The organism is Dietzia sp. NPDC055340, from assembly GCF_053645335.1.
Map to the genome: position 1 here is coordinate 20648 of NZ_JBSHML010000022.1, position 13742 is coordinate 34389.

At 68.5% G+C, this 13742-nt stretch carries 11 protein-coding genes and 1 tRNA gene; 9 read left to right on the plus strand and 3 right to left on the minus strand.

The window, feature by feature from the left end; all coding sequences use genetic code 11:
* The first annotated feature begins 68 nt into the window (after positions 1–68).
* From pyk to ACWIFB_RS14975, 5 genes are all read left to right on the plus strand, one after another.
* Complete coding sequence (gene pyk, locus ACWIFB_RS14955) at positions 69–1487, plus strand: pyruvate kinase (protein WP_452100161.1); 1419 nt, start codon at positions 69–71, stop codon at positions 1485–1487.
* A gap of 176 nt (positions 1488–1663) precedes the next feature.
* A complete protein-coding gene (locus ACWIFB_RS14960) occupies positions 1664–2392 on the plus strand; it encodes a M23 family metallopeptidase (protein ID WP_452100160.1) in 729 nt (242 codons plus the stop codon).
* Between the two features lie 138 nt (positions 2393–2530).
* The gene (locus ACWIFB_RS14965; protein ID WP_454058668.1) at positions 2531–3616 is read left to right on the plus strand and encodes an S-(hydroxymethyl)mycothiol dehydrogenase; all 1086 of its coding nucleotides are present in this window, start codon (positions 2531–2533) and stop codon (positions 3614–3616) included.
* Complete coding sequence (locus ACWIFB_RS14970; RefSeq protein WP_454058669.1) at positions 3613–4272, plus strand: MBL fold metallo-hydrolase; 660 nt, start codon at positions 3613–3615, stop codon at positions 4270–4272. Before ACWIFB_RS14965 ends, ACWIFB_RS14970 begins: the two co-directional genes overlap by 4 nt.
* A 128-nt stretch (positions 4273–4400) precedes the next feature.
* Positions 4401–4850 (plus strand): SRPBCC family protein, encoded by a 450-nt coding sequence (locus ACWIFB_RS14975; protein WP_230931270.1) that lies wholly within the window; start codon positions 4401–4403, stop codon positions 4848–4850.
* Between the two features lie 100 nt (positions 4851–4950).
* Here the strand turns inward: ACWIFB_RS14975 and ACWIFB_RS14980 are convergent, their stop codons facing one another.
* Together ACWIFB_RS14980 and ACWIFB_RS14985 are read right to left on the minus strand one after the other, a co-directional pair.
* The gene (locus tag ACWIFB_RS14980) at positions 4951–6840 is read right to left on the minus strand and encodes an MDR family MFS transporter (protein ID WP_454058670.1); all 1890 of its coding nucleotides are present in this window, start codon (positions 6838–6840) and stop codon (positions 4951–4953) included.
* Between the two features lie 166 nt (positions 6841–7006).
* A tRNA-Leu gene (locus tag ACWIFB_RS14985) sits at positions 7007–7083 on the minus strand.
* Positions 7084–7162: 79 nt separating this feature from the next.
* Between ACWIFB_RS14985 and polA the strand changes: the two genes are divergently transcribed.
* From polA to ACWIFB_RS15005, 4 genes are all read left to right on the plus strand, one after another.
* Complete coding sequence (gene polA, locus ACWIFB_RS14990) at positions 7163–9943, plus strand: DNA polymerase I (protein WP_454058671.1); 2781 nt, start codon at positions 7163–7165, stop codon at positions 9941–9943.
* 139 nt (positions 9944–10082) lie between these two features.
* Positions 10083–10982: an ABC transporter substrate-binding protein gene (locus ACWIFB_RS14995; RefSeq protein WP_454058672.1), complete on the plus strand. Its 900-nt coding sequence runs from the start codon at positions 10083–10085 to the stop codon at positions 10980–10982.
* Between the two features lie 22 nt (positions 10983–11004).
* Positions 11005–11988, plus strand: a complete 984-nt coding sequence (locus ACWIFB_RS15000; protein WP_454058700.1) for an amino acid ABC transporter permease — start codon at positions 11005–11007, stop codon at positions 11986–11988.
* Complete coding sequence (locus ACWIFB_RS15005; RefSeq protein WP_454058673.1) at positions 11985–12746, plus strand: amino acid ABC transporter ATP-binding protein; 762 nt, start codon at positions 11985–11987, stop codon at positions 12744–12746. The genes ACWIFB_RS15000 and ACWIFB_RS15005 overlap by 4 nt, the downstream gene beginning before the upstream one ends.
* Before the next feature lie 101 nt (positions 12747–12847).
* On the opposite strand, the gene ACWIFB_RS15010 is transcribed toward ACWIFB_RS15005, so the two are convergent.
* Entirely contained in the window at positions 12848–13651 is an 804-nt protein-coding gene (locus ACWIFB_RS15010) for a class I SAM-dependent methyltransferase (RefSeq protein WP_454058674.1), read from the minus strand.
* Between the last annotated feature and the right edge of the window lie 91 nt (positions 13652–13742).

Below are 13742 nucleotides of genomic sequence, written 5' to 3' on the forward strand. Positions count from 1 at the left end.
ACCCCCGTTGGCCGGTCGTTGACGTCCGGTTCACCGGCAGTCCGACCGAGGGGACTAGATTGGTCCGGGTGAACCGTCGTACGAAGATCGTCTGCACCCTGGGTCCCGCCGTCGCCTCCGAAGCCGGCATCCGTGAACTCGTCGACGCCGGAATGGACGTCGCGCGACTGAATTTCAGTCACGGCGAGCATTCCGATCACGAGACGAACTACCGCTGGGTCCGTAAGGCCTCGGACGAGTCCGGCCGCGCCGTGGGCGTGCTCGCCGACCTCCAGGGGCCCAAGATCCGGCTCGGCCGCTTCATCGAGGGCAGCCACGTCTGGGCGGAGGGCGACCGCGTGGTCATCACCGTCGCGGAGGTCGAGGGCACCAAGGAGCGCGTCTCCACCACCTACAAGGGGCTCGCGGATGACGCGCGCCCCGGCGACCGTCTGCTCGTGGATGACGGCAACATCGGCCTCACCGTCGAGCGGGTCGAGGGAGAGGATGTGCACTGCCTGGTCACGGAGGGCGGCACGGTCTCCAACAACAAGGGCGTCTCCCTGCCCGGAATGAACGTCTCGGTCCCCGCGCTGAGTGAGAAGGACATCGCGGACCTGCGTTTCGCGCTCGAGTTGGGCGTGGACTTCATCGCGTTGTCGTTCGTCCGTTCCCCGGCCGACGTCGACCTGGTGCACGAGATCATGGATGAGGTCGGCATCCATGCGCCGGTCATCGCCAAGCTGGAGAAGCCCGAGGCCATCAAGAACCTCGAAGCCATCGTGCTGGCGTTCGACGCGATCATGGTCGCCCGTGGTGATCTCGGCGTGGAGTTGCCGCTCCAGGAGGTGCCGCTCGTCCAGAAGCGGGCCATCCAGATCGCCCGTGAGAACGCCAAGCCCGTGATCGTCGCGACCCAGATGCTGGAGTCGATGATCGGGAACTCCCGGCCGACTCGGGCGGAGGCGTCTGACGTGGCCAACGCAGTGCTCGACGGCGCGGACGCGGTGATGCTGTCCGGGGAGACCTCCGTGGGCAAGTACCCGATCGACGCGGTGCGGACGATGTCGTCGATCGCCCTCGCCGTCGAGTCGGACTCCACCGCGGCGCCGGACCTCGTCCACATCCCGCGCACGAAGCGCGGCGTGATCTCGTACTCGGCCAAGGAGATCGGCGAGCGGCTGGGGGCGAAGGCTCTGGTCGCGGTCACCTCCACCGGTGACACCGTGCGGCGGTTGGCGCGTCTGCACAGTCACCTGCCGCTCATCGCGATCACCGGCGACCCGAGGATCCGCAGCCAGCTGGCGTTGACGTGGGGCACCGAGACGTTCCTCACCGACCGGATCAACGACACCGCGGAGGTCGTCAAGGTCACCGATGAGATGTTGCTCCCGCTCGAGGGCTACAACGAGGACGATCTCATCGTGCTCGTGGCCGGGAACGTGCCGGGCGTCGAGGGGTCGACGAACTTCATCCTGGTCCACCGGATGGGCGAGGCCGACCACTGATCACTGTCGGATAACGTCGCGTAGGTGCCGGTCAGCAGTTCGCTGACCGGCATCTTTGCGCCTATTTGTTTTTTTGGCGTGACAGCACCGATACAGTTCTGTTACCTTTTTGGAGGCCACCGGGGAAGCCGGTCGGCCCTCTGCTCTACCCCGCAACAGACTTTGAGGTTTCCCTGATGACCGACGCCACTCGCATCCCCTTCGCCGAGCTCGCCGACCGGCTCGGTGTCGATGGCTCCGTTGCGGCCACCGGCCGTCACCGTGCAGTTCGTTCGTCGGCCCGGATGGGTCGCCTCGTCGCCGGCGCCGTCGCCGGTGCAGCTCTCTCCGGTGGCGTCGCCATGGCCGCCGCTCCCGCCGCCTCCGCCCAGTCGGCGGAGGTCAATCCCGACCAGCTCGCCGAGATGGCACAGGGTGTGATCCAGGGCATCGGGCTGAACGAGCAGCAGCTGCGCGACTACGCGAACGACTTCGCGATCGATCCGTCCATGCTCGGCTCGCTGGGCGTCCCGGGCGTCGGGGGCGCACACGCACCCACCCACGGCCCCATCACCTCGGGCTTCGGCCCGCGGTGGGGCACGTTCCACAACGGCACCGACTTCGGGGCGCCCATCGGCACCCCGATGTACGCCGCCAAGTCCGGCCAGGTCGTCGCCGCAGGGCCCGCGTCCGGTTACGGCCTGTGGATCCGGATCCAGACCGATGACGGCGAGCTGCTGGAGTACGGCCACAACGACACGAACTACGTCTCCGTCGGCCAGCGCGTCAACGCCGGCCAGGTCATCGGCACCGTCGGCAACCGCGGATACTCGACCGGCCCGCACCTGCACTTCGGCGTCCGCAACGCCGCCGGCCAGTGGATCGATCCGGTGCCGTGGCTGCGCGGCAACGGCGTCGTCGTCTGATACTTCGGCCCGGCTCGACACCTGATCTCGCGCCCCGTCTCCCACCCGGGAGGCGGGGCGCGAGCTGTTGTCGCGCCACCGGTCGGGCTTTCTGACACAGTGGTGCGGGAGTATTCAGATCTAGCGGAGAGGCGATCAATGTCGCAGACCGTCAAGGGCGTCATCGCCCGCAGCAAGGGGGCCGAGGTCGAGCTGGTCGACATCGTGGTCCCCGACCCCGGACCGAACGACGTCATCGTCCGCGTGCAGGCGTGTGGGGTCTGCCATACGGACCTCGCGTACCGCGACGGCGGGATCAACGACGAGTACCCGTTCCTGCTCGGCCACGAGGCCGCGGGCATCGTGGAGACCGTGGGCGAGCGCGTCACGCACGTGGCCGAGGGCGATTTCGTGGTTCTCAACTGGCGCGCGGTGTGCGGCGAGTGCCGGGCCTGTAAGCGCGGCCAGCAGCAGTACTGCTTCGCGACCCACAACGCCTCCGGGAAGATGACGCTGACCGACGGCACCGAGCTCACGCCCGCGCTCGGTATCGGCGCGTTCATCGACAAGACGATCGTGCACGAGGGCCAGTGCACCAAGGTGGATCCGTCGGCCGATCCGGCCGTAGCGGGCCTGCTCGGATGCGGCGTGATGGCCGGCATCGGCGCCGCCGTCAACACCGGCGGCGTGAGCCGTGGCCAGTCGGTCGCGGTCATCGGGTGTGGCGGAGTGGGCGTCGCGGCCATCGTCGGCGCCCGGCTCGCCGGCGCCTCGACGATCGTGGCGGTCGATATCGATGACACCAAGCTCGAATGGGCCAAGGACTTCGGCGCCACCCACACGGTCAACTCGCGAGGGACGGACCCGGTGACGGCGATCCAGGAGCTCACCGGAGGGTTCGGCGCGGACGTGGTGATCGATGCGGTCGGTCGTCCGGAGACCTACGAGCAGGCCTTCTACGCGCGAGACCTCGCCGGGACCGTGGTCCTGGTCGGCGTCCCGACCCCGGAGATGCGACTCGAGATGCCGTTGCTCGACTTCTTCGGTCGTGGCGGCTCCCTCAAGTCCTCGTGGTACGGGGACTGCCTGCCGGAGCGCGACTTCCCGATGCTCGTCGATCTGCACCTGCAGGGTCGTCTGCCGTTGGACAAGTTCGTCTCGGAGCGGATCGGTATCGACGCGGTCGAGGCGGCGTTCGATGCGATGAAGGCGGGCTCTGTCCTGCGATCGGTGGTGACGTTGTGAGCGAGACCTACACCAGTGCCAGCCACACCGGCGGGCTGCGTATCGAGAAGGTCGTCACGAGCGGGATCTTCGCGCTCGACGGCGGCGAATGGGAGGTGGACAACAACATCTGGATCCTCGGTGACGATTCCGAGGTGTTCGTGATCGACGCCGCCCACACCGCTCAGCCGATCATCGACGCGGTGGCCGGACGCAAGGTCAAGGGCATCCTGTGTTCGCACGCCCACAACGACCACATCACGGTGGCCCCCGAGTTGTCCGAGAAACTCGACGCCCCGATTCTGGTGCACCCCGGCGATCAGATGCTGTGGGACGAGACCCATCCCGACGTGTCCCACGGAGACCTCGCGGACGGTCAGAAGCTGGAGATCGCGGGCACGCGGGTCGACGTCATGAACACCCCCGGTCATTCGCCGGGATCATGTGTTTTCCATGTCCCCGAGGCGGGAGTCCTGTTCTCCGGTGACACCCTGTTCTCCGGGGGGCCGGGCGCCACCGGGCGTTCGTATTCGGACTTCCCGACCATCATCACCTCGATCCGGGAGCGCATCCTCACCCTGCCAGCCGAGACGCTCGTGCACACCGGCCACGGCGACGGCACCAAGGTCGGGGACGAGTCCCCGCACCTGGAGGAGTGGATCCGACGCGGGCACTGATCCGCACCTCGCACAGTGACGGGCGCGTCGGGCAGGATGGTTCCTGTCCGACGCGCCCGTCCGTGGGTGCCGGCCCGGCGAACACCGGTCCGCGACCAGGTCGGGCCTCGCGAGGAGGAACACCACACATGGCCAGGGTCACCGCCACCAACACCATCGTCATCGAGGCGCCAGTCGAGGCCGTGACCACGGCTATCGCCGACTATGCGGGCGTGCGCCCACGCATCCAGCCCGAGCAGTTCAGCGCCTACCGTCTTATCGAGGGCGGGCAGGGCCAGGGCACCGTCGCCGCCTGGCACCTCCAGGCCACCAAGAAGCGCAGCCGCGACGTCAAGGTGAGCGTCACGGTCGAGGACGCCGCCGGACACTGGTCACTCGTGGAGCAGGACGCGAACTCCTCCATGGCCACGACCTACACCGTGCGGGAGGCCACCGGCGGTTCGCTGGTCGAGATGACCACCTCGTGGGACGGCGCCGGGGGAGTCGGTGGCTTCTTCGAGCGCACCTTCGCCCCGGCCGGCCTCAAGCGGATCCAGCACGAGCTGCTGACCAACCTCAAGGCCGACGCCGAGAAGTAGGGTGCGCAGTCAGAACGGGGAGCCCGCCGGACGGTAGCGTTCGTCCGGTCGGCGGGCCTGCTCGGTCGGGGCCCGGGCAGGCCCGCCGGGTGTCCGCGCCTCAGCGGGCCGGGTCGGGCGGGGAACTGCTCGTCGTCGTCGCCCCTCCGGCCCCGCGGGGGTCGGTCGCTCCGCCCACGTCCGGAGTCTCCGGACCGTCCGCCACGACCGGGGCTGGAGTGGCGGCGACCTCCGCGGCCTCCGGATGTGTGCCGGAGGCCGCGGCCGCTGCAGCGGCCCGGGCGGCGTCCGCCTGCGGTGAGGTCGTCCGCAGCACGATGCGGGGCAGGAAGAACAGGACCACCGTGGCGATGACGGCCAGGATCCCGGCCACCAGGTAGATGCTGGACATGCTCAGCGCGTAGCCCTGCTCGAACGGGTACGCGACGGCAGCGGGGAGACGGTTGATCACGGCGGAATCCTTGGTCGCGGCCTCGAGCGCGCCGGCCGCCGCCCCGCCGCCGGGATCCGCGAGGGCCTCCAGGATCGAGTAGGCCTCCTTGTCCTGCCGCAGTGACGGGTCGGCCAGACCTTCCCGGATCCCGCGTGCGAGGCTGCCGTTCTTCTCCGCGATCTCGAGCTGGTCGCGGATCGCCCCTCCGACGCGGCTGAACAGGATGGACAGGAAGACCGCGACGCCGGCGGTGCCGCCGAGCTGACGGAAGAACGTCGCCGCGGCGGTGGCCACGCCGATCTCCTGTGGTCTCGCCGTGTTCTGGATGATCAGGGTCAGCGGCTGCATGCAGTTACCCAGGCCGATCCCCATGATGAACATGTAGGTCATCACCAGCCACAGCGAGGTGTGGGCATCGATGGTCGACAGCAGGAACAGCCCCACCGCGGCGATGGCGGTACCGGCGATCGGGTACCCGCGGATGTAGCCGGTCTTGGAGATGAGCTGGCCCGAGACGATCGAGGCGCCCATCATGCCCACCACGAGCGGCAGCATCATGAGACCGGACTTCATGGGGTCGGCGCCGTGCACGATCTGCATGTACAGCGGCAGGGTCATCAGCCCCCCGAACATGGCCATGCCCACGATGACGCTGCCGATGGTGATGATCGTGAACGTGCGATCGCGGAACAGCCTCAAGGGGATCAGGGCGTGGTCGCCGGCGCGGGCCTCGACGATGACGAACACGCCGATGCCCAGAACACCGACGATGTAGCACACCAGCGCGATGGGCGAGCCCCAACCCCACGTGCTGCCCTGCTCGGCGACGACCAGCAGCGGGACGAGCGCCACGATGATGGCGGCCGCGCCCGCCCAGTCCACCCGCTGCTGCACCCGCACGTTCTTCACGTTGAGGGTGAGGATGACCATGGTCAGTGCGATCGCCCCGATCGGGAAGTTGACCAGGAAGACCCACCGCCACCCGGCGATGCCCAGGATGGAACTCGTACCGGCGAAGAACCCGCCGATGAGCGGGCCGAGCACCGACGACGTGGCGAAGACCGCCAGCATGTAGCCCTGGTACTTGGCGCGCTCGCGGGGCGGGAGGATGTCACCGAGGATGGCCAGCGACAGCGACATCAGGGCGCCCGCGCCGAGGCCCTGGAAACCGCGGAACGCGGCGAGTTCGTACATCGACGTGGAGGACGAGCTCAGTATCGAACCGGCCACGAAGATGATGATGCCCACGATGAAGAACGGCTTGCGTCCGTAGATGTCGGACAACTTCCCGTACAGGGGTGTCGAGATGGTCGACGTCAGCAGGTACGCCGTGGTGACCCATGCCTGGGCGCTGAGCCCGTCCAGGTCGTCGGCGATGGTCCGGATCGCCGTAGAGACCACGGTCTGGTCGAGGCTGGACAGGAACATCGCGGCCATGAGGCCGGCGAGGATGACGAGTATCTGTCTGCGGCTCAGTTCACTGCCGTCGGAACCACTCTGGTCGGTACCACCGCGGTCGTCGCCTGTGTCGGGTGCCGCGGATTTCGGGGTCGTCAACGAGTCTCCTCTTACGGATCAGGGATCCGGGAAGCGGCGCCCCGCAGGGAACGGTGGGGAGCAGCCGGATGCCACGCGAGTATATGTGGGGTCCATGCCGTCCGACGTCGAATGACGGTCCGAGGGACACGTCTGAGGGACAGGGCGGGAGAGGGTCGGCCGTACGTGGTGCCCCCGGTCGGACTCGAACCGACACTGGACGGGTTTTGAATCCGTTGCCTCTGCCAATTGGGCTACGGGGGCGGGCGCGGCGAGCCGCTGGTCGGAAAGTCTAACCGACGACCGTCGAGCGTCTGTCCGACGCCCGCCCTAGAGTGGCGGTGTGAGCACCACGAGTCAGACCGTCGAAGCCAGTACCCCGTCAACCGCCGTCGTCGAGGACGGGCCCGCGCGTCTGCTCCTCCTGGACGGGCACTCGCTGGCGTTCCGGGCGTTCTACGCGCTGCCGGCGGAGAACTTCTCCACCGCATCGGGGCAGCACACCAACGCCGTCTACGGCTTCTTGTCCATGGTGGCGAATCTCGTGACGGAGGAGGAGCCGACGCACCTCGCGGTGGCGTTCGACGTCTCCCGCGCGACGCTGCACCGCACGGCCGAGTACCCGGAGTACAAGTCGACCCGGTCCGCCGCCCCCGAGGAGTTCAAGGGGCAGGTCGAGCTCATCCAGGAGGCGCTCGCCGCGCTCGGGGTGCGGACCCTGTCGCTCGAGGGCCACGAGGCGGACGACATCATCGCCACCCTCGCCACCCAGACCGTCGCGGCGGCCCCGGGCTCGAGCACGTTCATCTGCACCGGCGATCGGGACGCTCTCCAGCTCGTCACGGACGCGGTGACGGTCCTGTATCCGGTCAAGGGGGTCTCGGAGCTCGCCCGGTACACACCGGAGTCCGTCGAGGCGAAGTACGGCGTGACCCCCGCCCAGTACCCGGACGTCGCCGCGCTGCGTGGCGACACCTCCGACAACCTGCCGGGCGTGCCCAAGGTCGGGGACAAGACGGCGGCAAAGTGGATCACCCAGTACGGATCACTGTCCGAGCTCATCGCCCACGCCGACGAGGTCAAGGGCAAGGTCGGCGAGAGCTTCCGCGAGCATCTGCCGCAGGTGCAGCTCAATCGCCGGATCACCGAACTGACCCGCGACCTGGACCTCGGCGTCGGGCTCCCGGATCTGGTCCGCCACTCCCCGGAGCGAGCGGACGTCAACGCGCTGTTCGACCGCCTGGAGTTCGGGCCGCAGGCCCGCGACCGCTTCCTCAAGGCGTTCCTGCCGGAGGGGGCACCCGAGCCGGTCGCCGAGGTCGCACTCGAGCAGGCCTCGGTCCTGCACGCCGGTGAGGTCTCCGACTGGCTGGCCGCGCACGCGCCGGCCGGGCAGCGGCATGGCGTCGTCGTCGTCGGACCGTCCAAGCCCGGCGCGGGCGACGCGCAGACCATCACCATCGCCGCCGCGGGCGGCGCCTCCGGTCACCTCGGCCTCGCGGCGATCGGCCCCGCCGACGAGCAGGCTCTACAGGCGTGGCTCTCGGACGAGGCGGTGGCCAAGGCCCTCCACGACGCCAAGGCCGCCACCCACGCCCTCGCCGGGCGCGGTCTCGCCCTGGGCGGGGTCACGATGGACGTGGCACTCGCCGCCTACCTGGTGCGCCCCGGCCAACGGAGCTACGGGCTGGCCGAGTTGTACCAGCGCCACCTTCAGCGGGAGCTGCCCGAGGTCGAGGCGGGGGAGAAGCAACTGTCGCTGCTCGACGAGGAGGACGACGCCGAGGTCGAGCAGAAGAACGCCGACGCGGCCGCGACCCGCGCCCGCGCGGTGGTCGATCTGGCGGACCGTCTCGACGTGGAGCTCGATCAGGTGCACGGCGCCCGGCTGCTCGCCGAGATGGAACTTCCGCTGGTACCGGTGCTGGCGCGGATGGAGTCGCTCGGGATCGCGGTGGACGGTGCCGCACTGGACGAGCTGCGCGACGGGTTCGCCGACCGTGGCCGGCAGGCGCAGGAGGCGGCGTACGCGGCCATCGGCGGTGAGCAGATCAACCTCGGCTCGCCCAAGCAGCTGCAGGTCGTGCTGTTCGAGACACTCGGCATGCCCAAGACCAAGAAGACCAAGACCGGCTACACCACCGACGCCAAGGCGCTTGAGGAGTTGCTGGCGAAGGAGACCGGCGAGACCCCCGGCCGGGCGTTCCTCGAGGCGCTGCTGCTCTACCGCGAGACCACCAAGATGCGCACCACCGTCGAGGGGCTCATCAAGACCATCGGCGACGACCGGCGCATCCACACCACCTTCAACCAGACCGTTGCCGCCACCGGGCGGCTGTCCTCGACGGACCCCAACCTGCAGAACATCCCCGTCCGTACCGAGGACGGGCGCCGCATCCGACAGTCGTTCGTCGTGGGAGAGGGATACGACTGCCTGCTCACCGCGGATTACAGCCAGATCGAGATGCGCGTGATGGCACACCTGTCCGGTGACGAGGGGTTGATCGAGGCGTTCCGGACCGGCGAGGACCTCCACTCGTTCGTCGGATCGCGCGCGTTCGGCGTGCCGATCGACGAGGTGACGCCGGAGCTCCGGCGCCGGGTCAAGGCCATGAGCTACGGACTGGCCTACGGCCTCAGCGCGTTCGGTCTGGCCGCGCAGCTCGGGATCAGCCAGGGGGACGCGCGCGAGCAGATGGACGCCTACTTCGCACGGTTCGGCGGGGTCCGCGACTACCTGAAGGCCGTTGTCGAACAGGCGCGGCGGGACGGCTACACCGAGACCCTGTTCGGTCGCCGCCGGTACCTGCCCGAGCTCAACTCGGACAACAGGCTCAAGCGGGAGAACGCCGAGCGGGCCGCACTCAATGCGCCGATCCAGGGCACCGCCGCCGACATCATCAAGGCTGCCATGCTCCGGGTCGATGCCGACCTCACCGAGCGCGGGCTGAAGAGCCGGCTCCTGCTGCAGGTACACGACGAGCTCGTGGTGGAGGTCGCCGAGGGGGAGCTCGACGAGGTGCGAGACCTGGTGGTGGATCGTATGTACTCGGCCATCGAGCTGGACGTGCCGCTCGACGTGTCCACCGGCACAGGGCCCGACTGGGACGAGGCCGCGCACTGAACCCCGGACGGGGTCCCGACCCGTCCACGTTCAGATCCCGTACCGACCCCGATCCGATACGGCCGATTCATTTTGTGCCGGTCCCCGGATGCCCTAGGTTCATTGCAGATTCGGCTAAACAACGCCTGAAAGGCCTGTCATGACCTTCACTTCACGGCGCGGACTGCGTGCCGCCCTGGCCATGTCCGCCACCGCGGCCCTCGTGCTCACCGGTTGCACCACCAACACCGAGGGGCCGGAAGACTCCGGTGAACCGCGTGAGGAGGTGGCCGTCGAGGTGAACGACGAGATCGCCGCGCTCGTCCCGGCGGAACTACGCGAGCGGGGGGTCATCGTGATCGGCACCAACACCCCGTACGCGCCCAACGAGTTCAAGGACGAGAACGGCGAGATCGTCGGGTTCGACATCGACGTGATGGATGCCGTCGCCGCGGTCATGGGCCTGGAGGCGGATTTCCGCGAGTCGGATTTCGAGAAGATCATCCCCGCCATCGAGGGCGGCACCATGGACATGGGCGCCTCCTCGTTCACGGTCAACGCCGAGCGGCTCGAGACCGTCGACTTCGTGACCTACTTCGAGGCCGGGATCCAGTGGGCCGCCGCCGCGGGCAGCGACGTGAATCCGGATGACGCGTGCGGGCTGCGGGTCGCCGTCCAGCGCACCACCGTCTCCGACCAGGAGGATGTGCCCGCACGCAGCGAAGCCTGTGTCGCCGCGGGCAAGCCCGCGATCACGAAGGTCCAGTTCGATACCCAGGACGAGGCCTCCACCGCCGTCGCGCTGGGCAAGGTCGACGCCATGTCGGCGGACTCCCCGATCTCGGCGTACGCGGTCAAGCAGTCCGGCGGAAAAATGCAGCTCGTCGGCGAGGTGTTCGACTCCGCGCCGTACGGCTGGCCCGTGCGTAAGGGCAACGAGCTGGCCGTGGCCCTTCAGGCGGCCGCGAACGAGCTCATCGAATCCGGTGACTTCGAGACCATCGCCACCAACTGGGGCGTCGAGAACGGGCTGATCTCCCAGTCCGAGATCCGGGAGTGACCGCTCCGTGAGCAGCACGGAAATGGGTACCGGGACACCCTCGGGGTCGGCGCCCACACCGATCAAGGCGGTGCCGCTGCGGCATCCCTGGCGATGGGTCTCCGCGGTCGTCGTCCTGGTCCTGGTGTTCCTGTTCATCTGGGGCGCCGCCACCAATCCCGCCTACGGGTGGGACACCTACGGCCGGTACCTGTTCGACACCCGGTTCGGTACCGCGGCGTTCTACACGATCGCGCTGACGCTGCTGTCGATGATCCTCGCGGTGGTCCTCGGCATCATCCTGTCGGTGATGCGGATGAGCAGCAATCCGGTGCTCAAGTCGGTCGCCTGGGTCTACCTGTGGATCTTCCGTGGGACACCGGTCTACGTCCAGCTGCTGTTCTGGGGTCTGGTCTTCACGATCTACCGGCAGGTCCAGTTCGGGATCCCGTTCACCGAGATCCAGTTCATCCGGTTCGACGACACGATGGTCCTCTACTCGGCCTTCTGGCTCGCCGTGATCGGTCTGGCGATGAACGAGGCCGCCTACATGGCGGAGATCGTCCGCGCCGGCATCTCGTCGGTTCCGGAAGGGCAGGCCGAGGCGTCCACGGCGCTGGGTATGTCCTGGGGTCAGACGATGCGTCGGACGATCCTCCCGCAGGCGATGCGGGTGATCATCCCGCCGACGGGCAACGAGTTCATCTCGATGCTCAAGACGACCTCGCTGGTGGTGGCGATCCCGTTCTCCGGGGAGTTGTACGGGCAGGCCCGCGACATCTCCGGGGTCAACTTCCAGCCCATCCCGTTGCTGCTCGTGGCGGCCACCTGGTACCTGGTGATCACCAGCGTCCTCATGGTGGGCCAGCACTACCTCGAGAAGCGGTTCTCCCGCGGCGCGACCCGGAAGCTGACCGGCAAGCAGCTGCGGGCGTTGGCCGATGCCGAGGGGCTGACCCCGTCGTCACTGGCCGCCAGCGGGGCCGCGGGTCCGACCGTCACCGACCAGCCCGGGGGGAACCGATGACGCCGATGGTCAAGGCCGACCAGGTAGTGAAGAACTTCGGGTCGCTGGAGGTCCTCAAGGGCATCGACCTCGAGGTGGGCGCCGGTGAGGTGCTGTGTCTCGTCGGTCCGTCCGGATCGGGCAAGTCGACGTTCCTGCGGTGCATCAACCACCTGGAGAAGGTCGATGCGGGACGCCTGTACGTCGACGGCGCGCTGGTGGGATACCGGCAGAAGGGCGACAAGCTCTACGAGATCTCACCCAAGGAAGCCGCCAGGCAGCGCCGCGAGATCGGGATGGTGTTCCAGCACTTCAACCTCTTCCCGCATCGCACCGCACTCGAGAACATCATCGAGGCGCCGATGCTGGTGAAGGGCGAATCCCGCGCGACGGCCACCGAGCGGGCCGGGAGACTTCTGGAGACGGTCGGCCTCGCGGCCAAGGCCGACGCCTACCCCGCTCAGCTCTCGGGCGGGCAACAGCAGCGGGTGGCCATCGCCCGAGCGCTGGCGATGGAGCCGAAGCTCATGCTGTTCGACGAGCCCACCTCGGCACTCGACCCGGAGTTGGTCGGCGAGGTGCTCGCCGTGATGCGGGATCTCGCCGAGGCCGGGATGACCATGGTCGTGGTGACCCACGAGATGGGCTTCGCCAGGGAGGTCGCCGACACCGTCGCGTTCATGGACAACGGGGTCGTGGTCGAGTCCGGCAAGCCCGCGGACGTGCTCGGAGCGCCCACACAGCAGCGGACGAAGGACTTCCTGTCGAAGATCCTGTGACCGCCGATGCCGCCGGATCGCGTCCCCTCGTGTGCTGTCACCCGCGAGGGGACGCGTGTATCAGGACCGCGGGTGGCCACCGAACGGGCGGCCTCGCGATGTCAGGGCAGCGTGGCCACGAAGATCGCGGTGCCGGGGAAGATCCCCCCGCGCAGAGGACTCCACTGGCCCCACTCCCGGTCCAGCCACTCGGGCCACTCCGGCTCGATGAGATCCCGGACGACGAAGCCGGCCGCGACCAGCTCCCGGATCCGGTCGCCCACGGTCCGATGGTGTTCGACGTAGGTGAGCTCACCGTCGTCGTACTCCGTGTAGGGCGACCGGTCGAAGTACGGGAAGACGGCGACGAGCCCGTCGACCCCCGGGTCGTCGCGGAAGATCCACCGCATCGGATGGTTGACGGAGAACACGAAGCGCCCTCCCGGACGGAGCACCCTGGCGGCCTCGGCCATCACACCCGCCGAATCCGCGACGAACGGGATCGCGCCGAAGGCGGAGAACGCCACATCGAAGCTGTCGTCGGCGAAGGGCAGCCGCCCGGCGTCGGCCTGGATCAGAGGAACCGATGCAGCCGGGCCGGTGGACCTGCTCGCGGCCTCCGCGCCCACGCGGAGCATGCCCGCGGAGAGGTCGACCGCCACGGCCCGGGCGCCGCGGCCGGCGATCCAGCGAGCGCAGGGCGCCGAGCCGCTACCGATCTCGAGGACATCGCGGCCCTCGACCTCGCCCAGCAACCGCCAGTCGCCCTCGTGCAGGCCTTCCGGGCACCAGACGAACTCGCCGTCGGGGGAGTGGGCGCCGAGAAAGTCCCCGTGGGTGGCGTGATATTCGGTGGCCTCGGAATCCCACCACGTGCGGGAGGCGCGGACAGACTCTCCATGTCCAGGGGGGTTTGTGGACGTCACGCTGGAAGCGTACAGTTGACGGTCGCGTGCGTACACGCTCGCGTTTTTCCCGCCCACCTACGATTCCTATCCACCTCGGAGCACCCCACCA

What these genes read in the sequence shown, in the direction of transcription:
- ACWIFB_RS14960 (WP_452100160.1), top strand. Translation starts at nt 1,664, where the DNA reads ATGACCGACGCCACTCGCATCCCCTTCGCCGAGCTCGCCGACCGGCTC.
- ACWIFB_RS14965 (WP_454058668.1), top strand. Translation starts at nt 2,531, where the DNA reads ATGTCGCAGACCGTCAAGGGCGTCATCGCCCGCAGCAAGGGGGCCGAG.
- ACWIFB_RS14975 (WP_230931270.1), top strand. Translation starts at nt 4,401, where the DNA reads ATGGCCAGGGTCACCGCCACCAACACCATCGTCATCGAGGCGCCAGTC.
- ACWIFB_RS14995 (WP_454058672.1), top strand. Translation starts at nt 10,083, where the DNA reads ATGACCTTCACTTCACGGCGCGGACTGCGTGCCGCCCTGGCCATGTCC.
- ACWIFB_RS15000 (WP_454058700.1), top strand. Translation starts at nt 11,005, where the DNA reads ATGGGTACCGGGACACCCTCGGGGTCGGCGCCCACACCGATCAAGGCG.
- ACWIFB_RS15005 (WP_454058673.1), top strand. Translation starts at nt 11,985, where the DNA reads ATGACGCCGATGGTCAAGGCCGACCAGGTAGTGAAGAACTTCGGGTCG.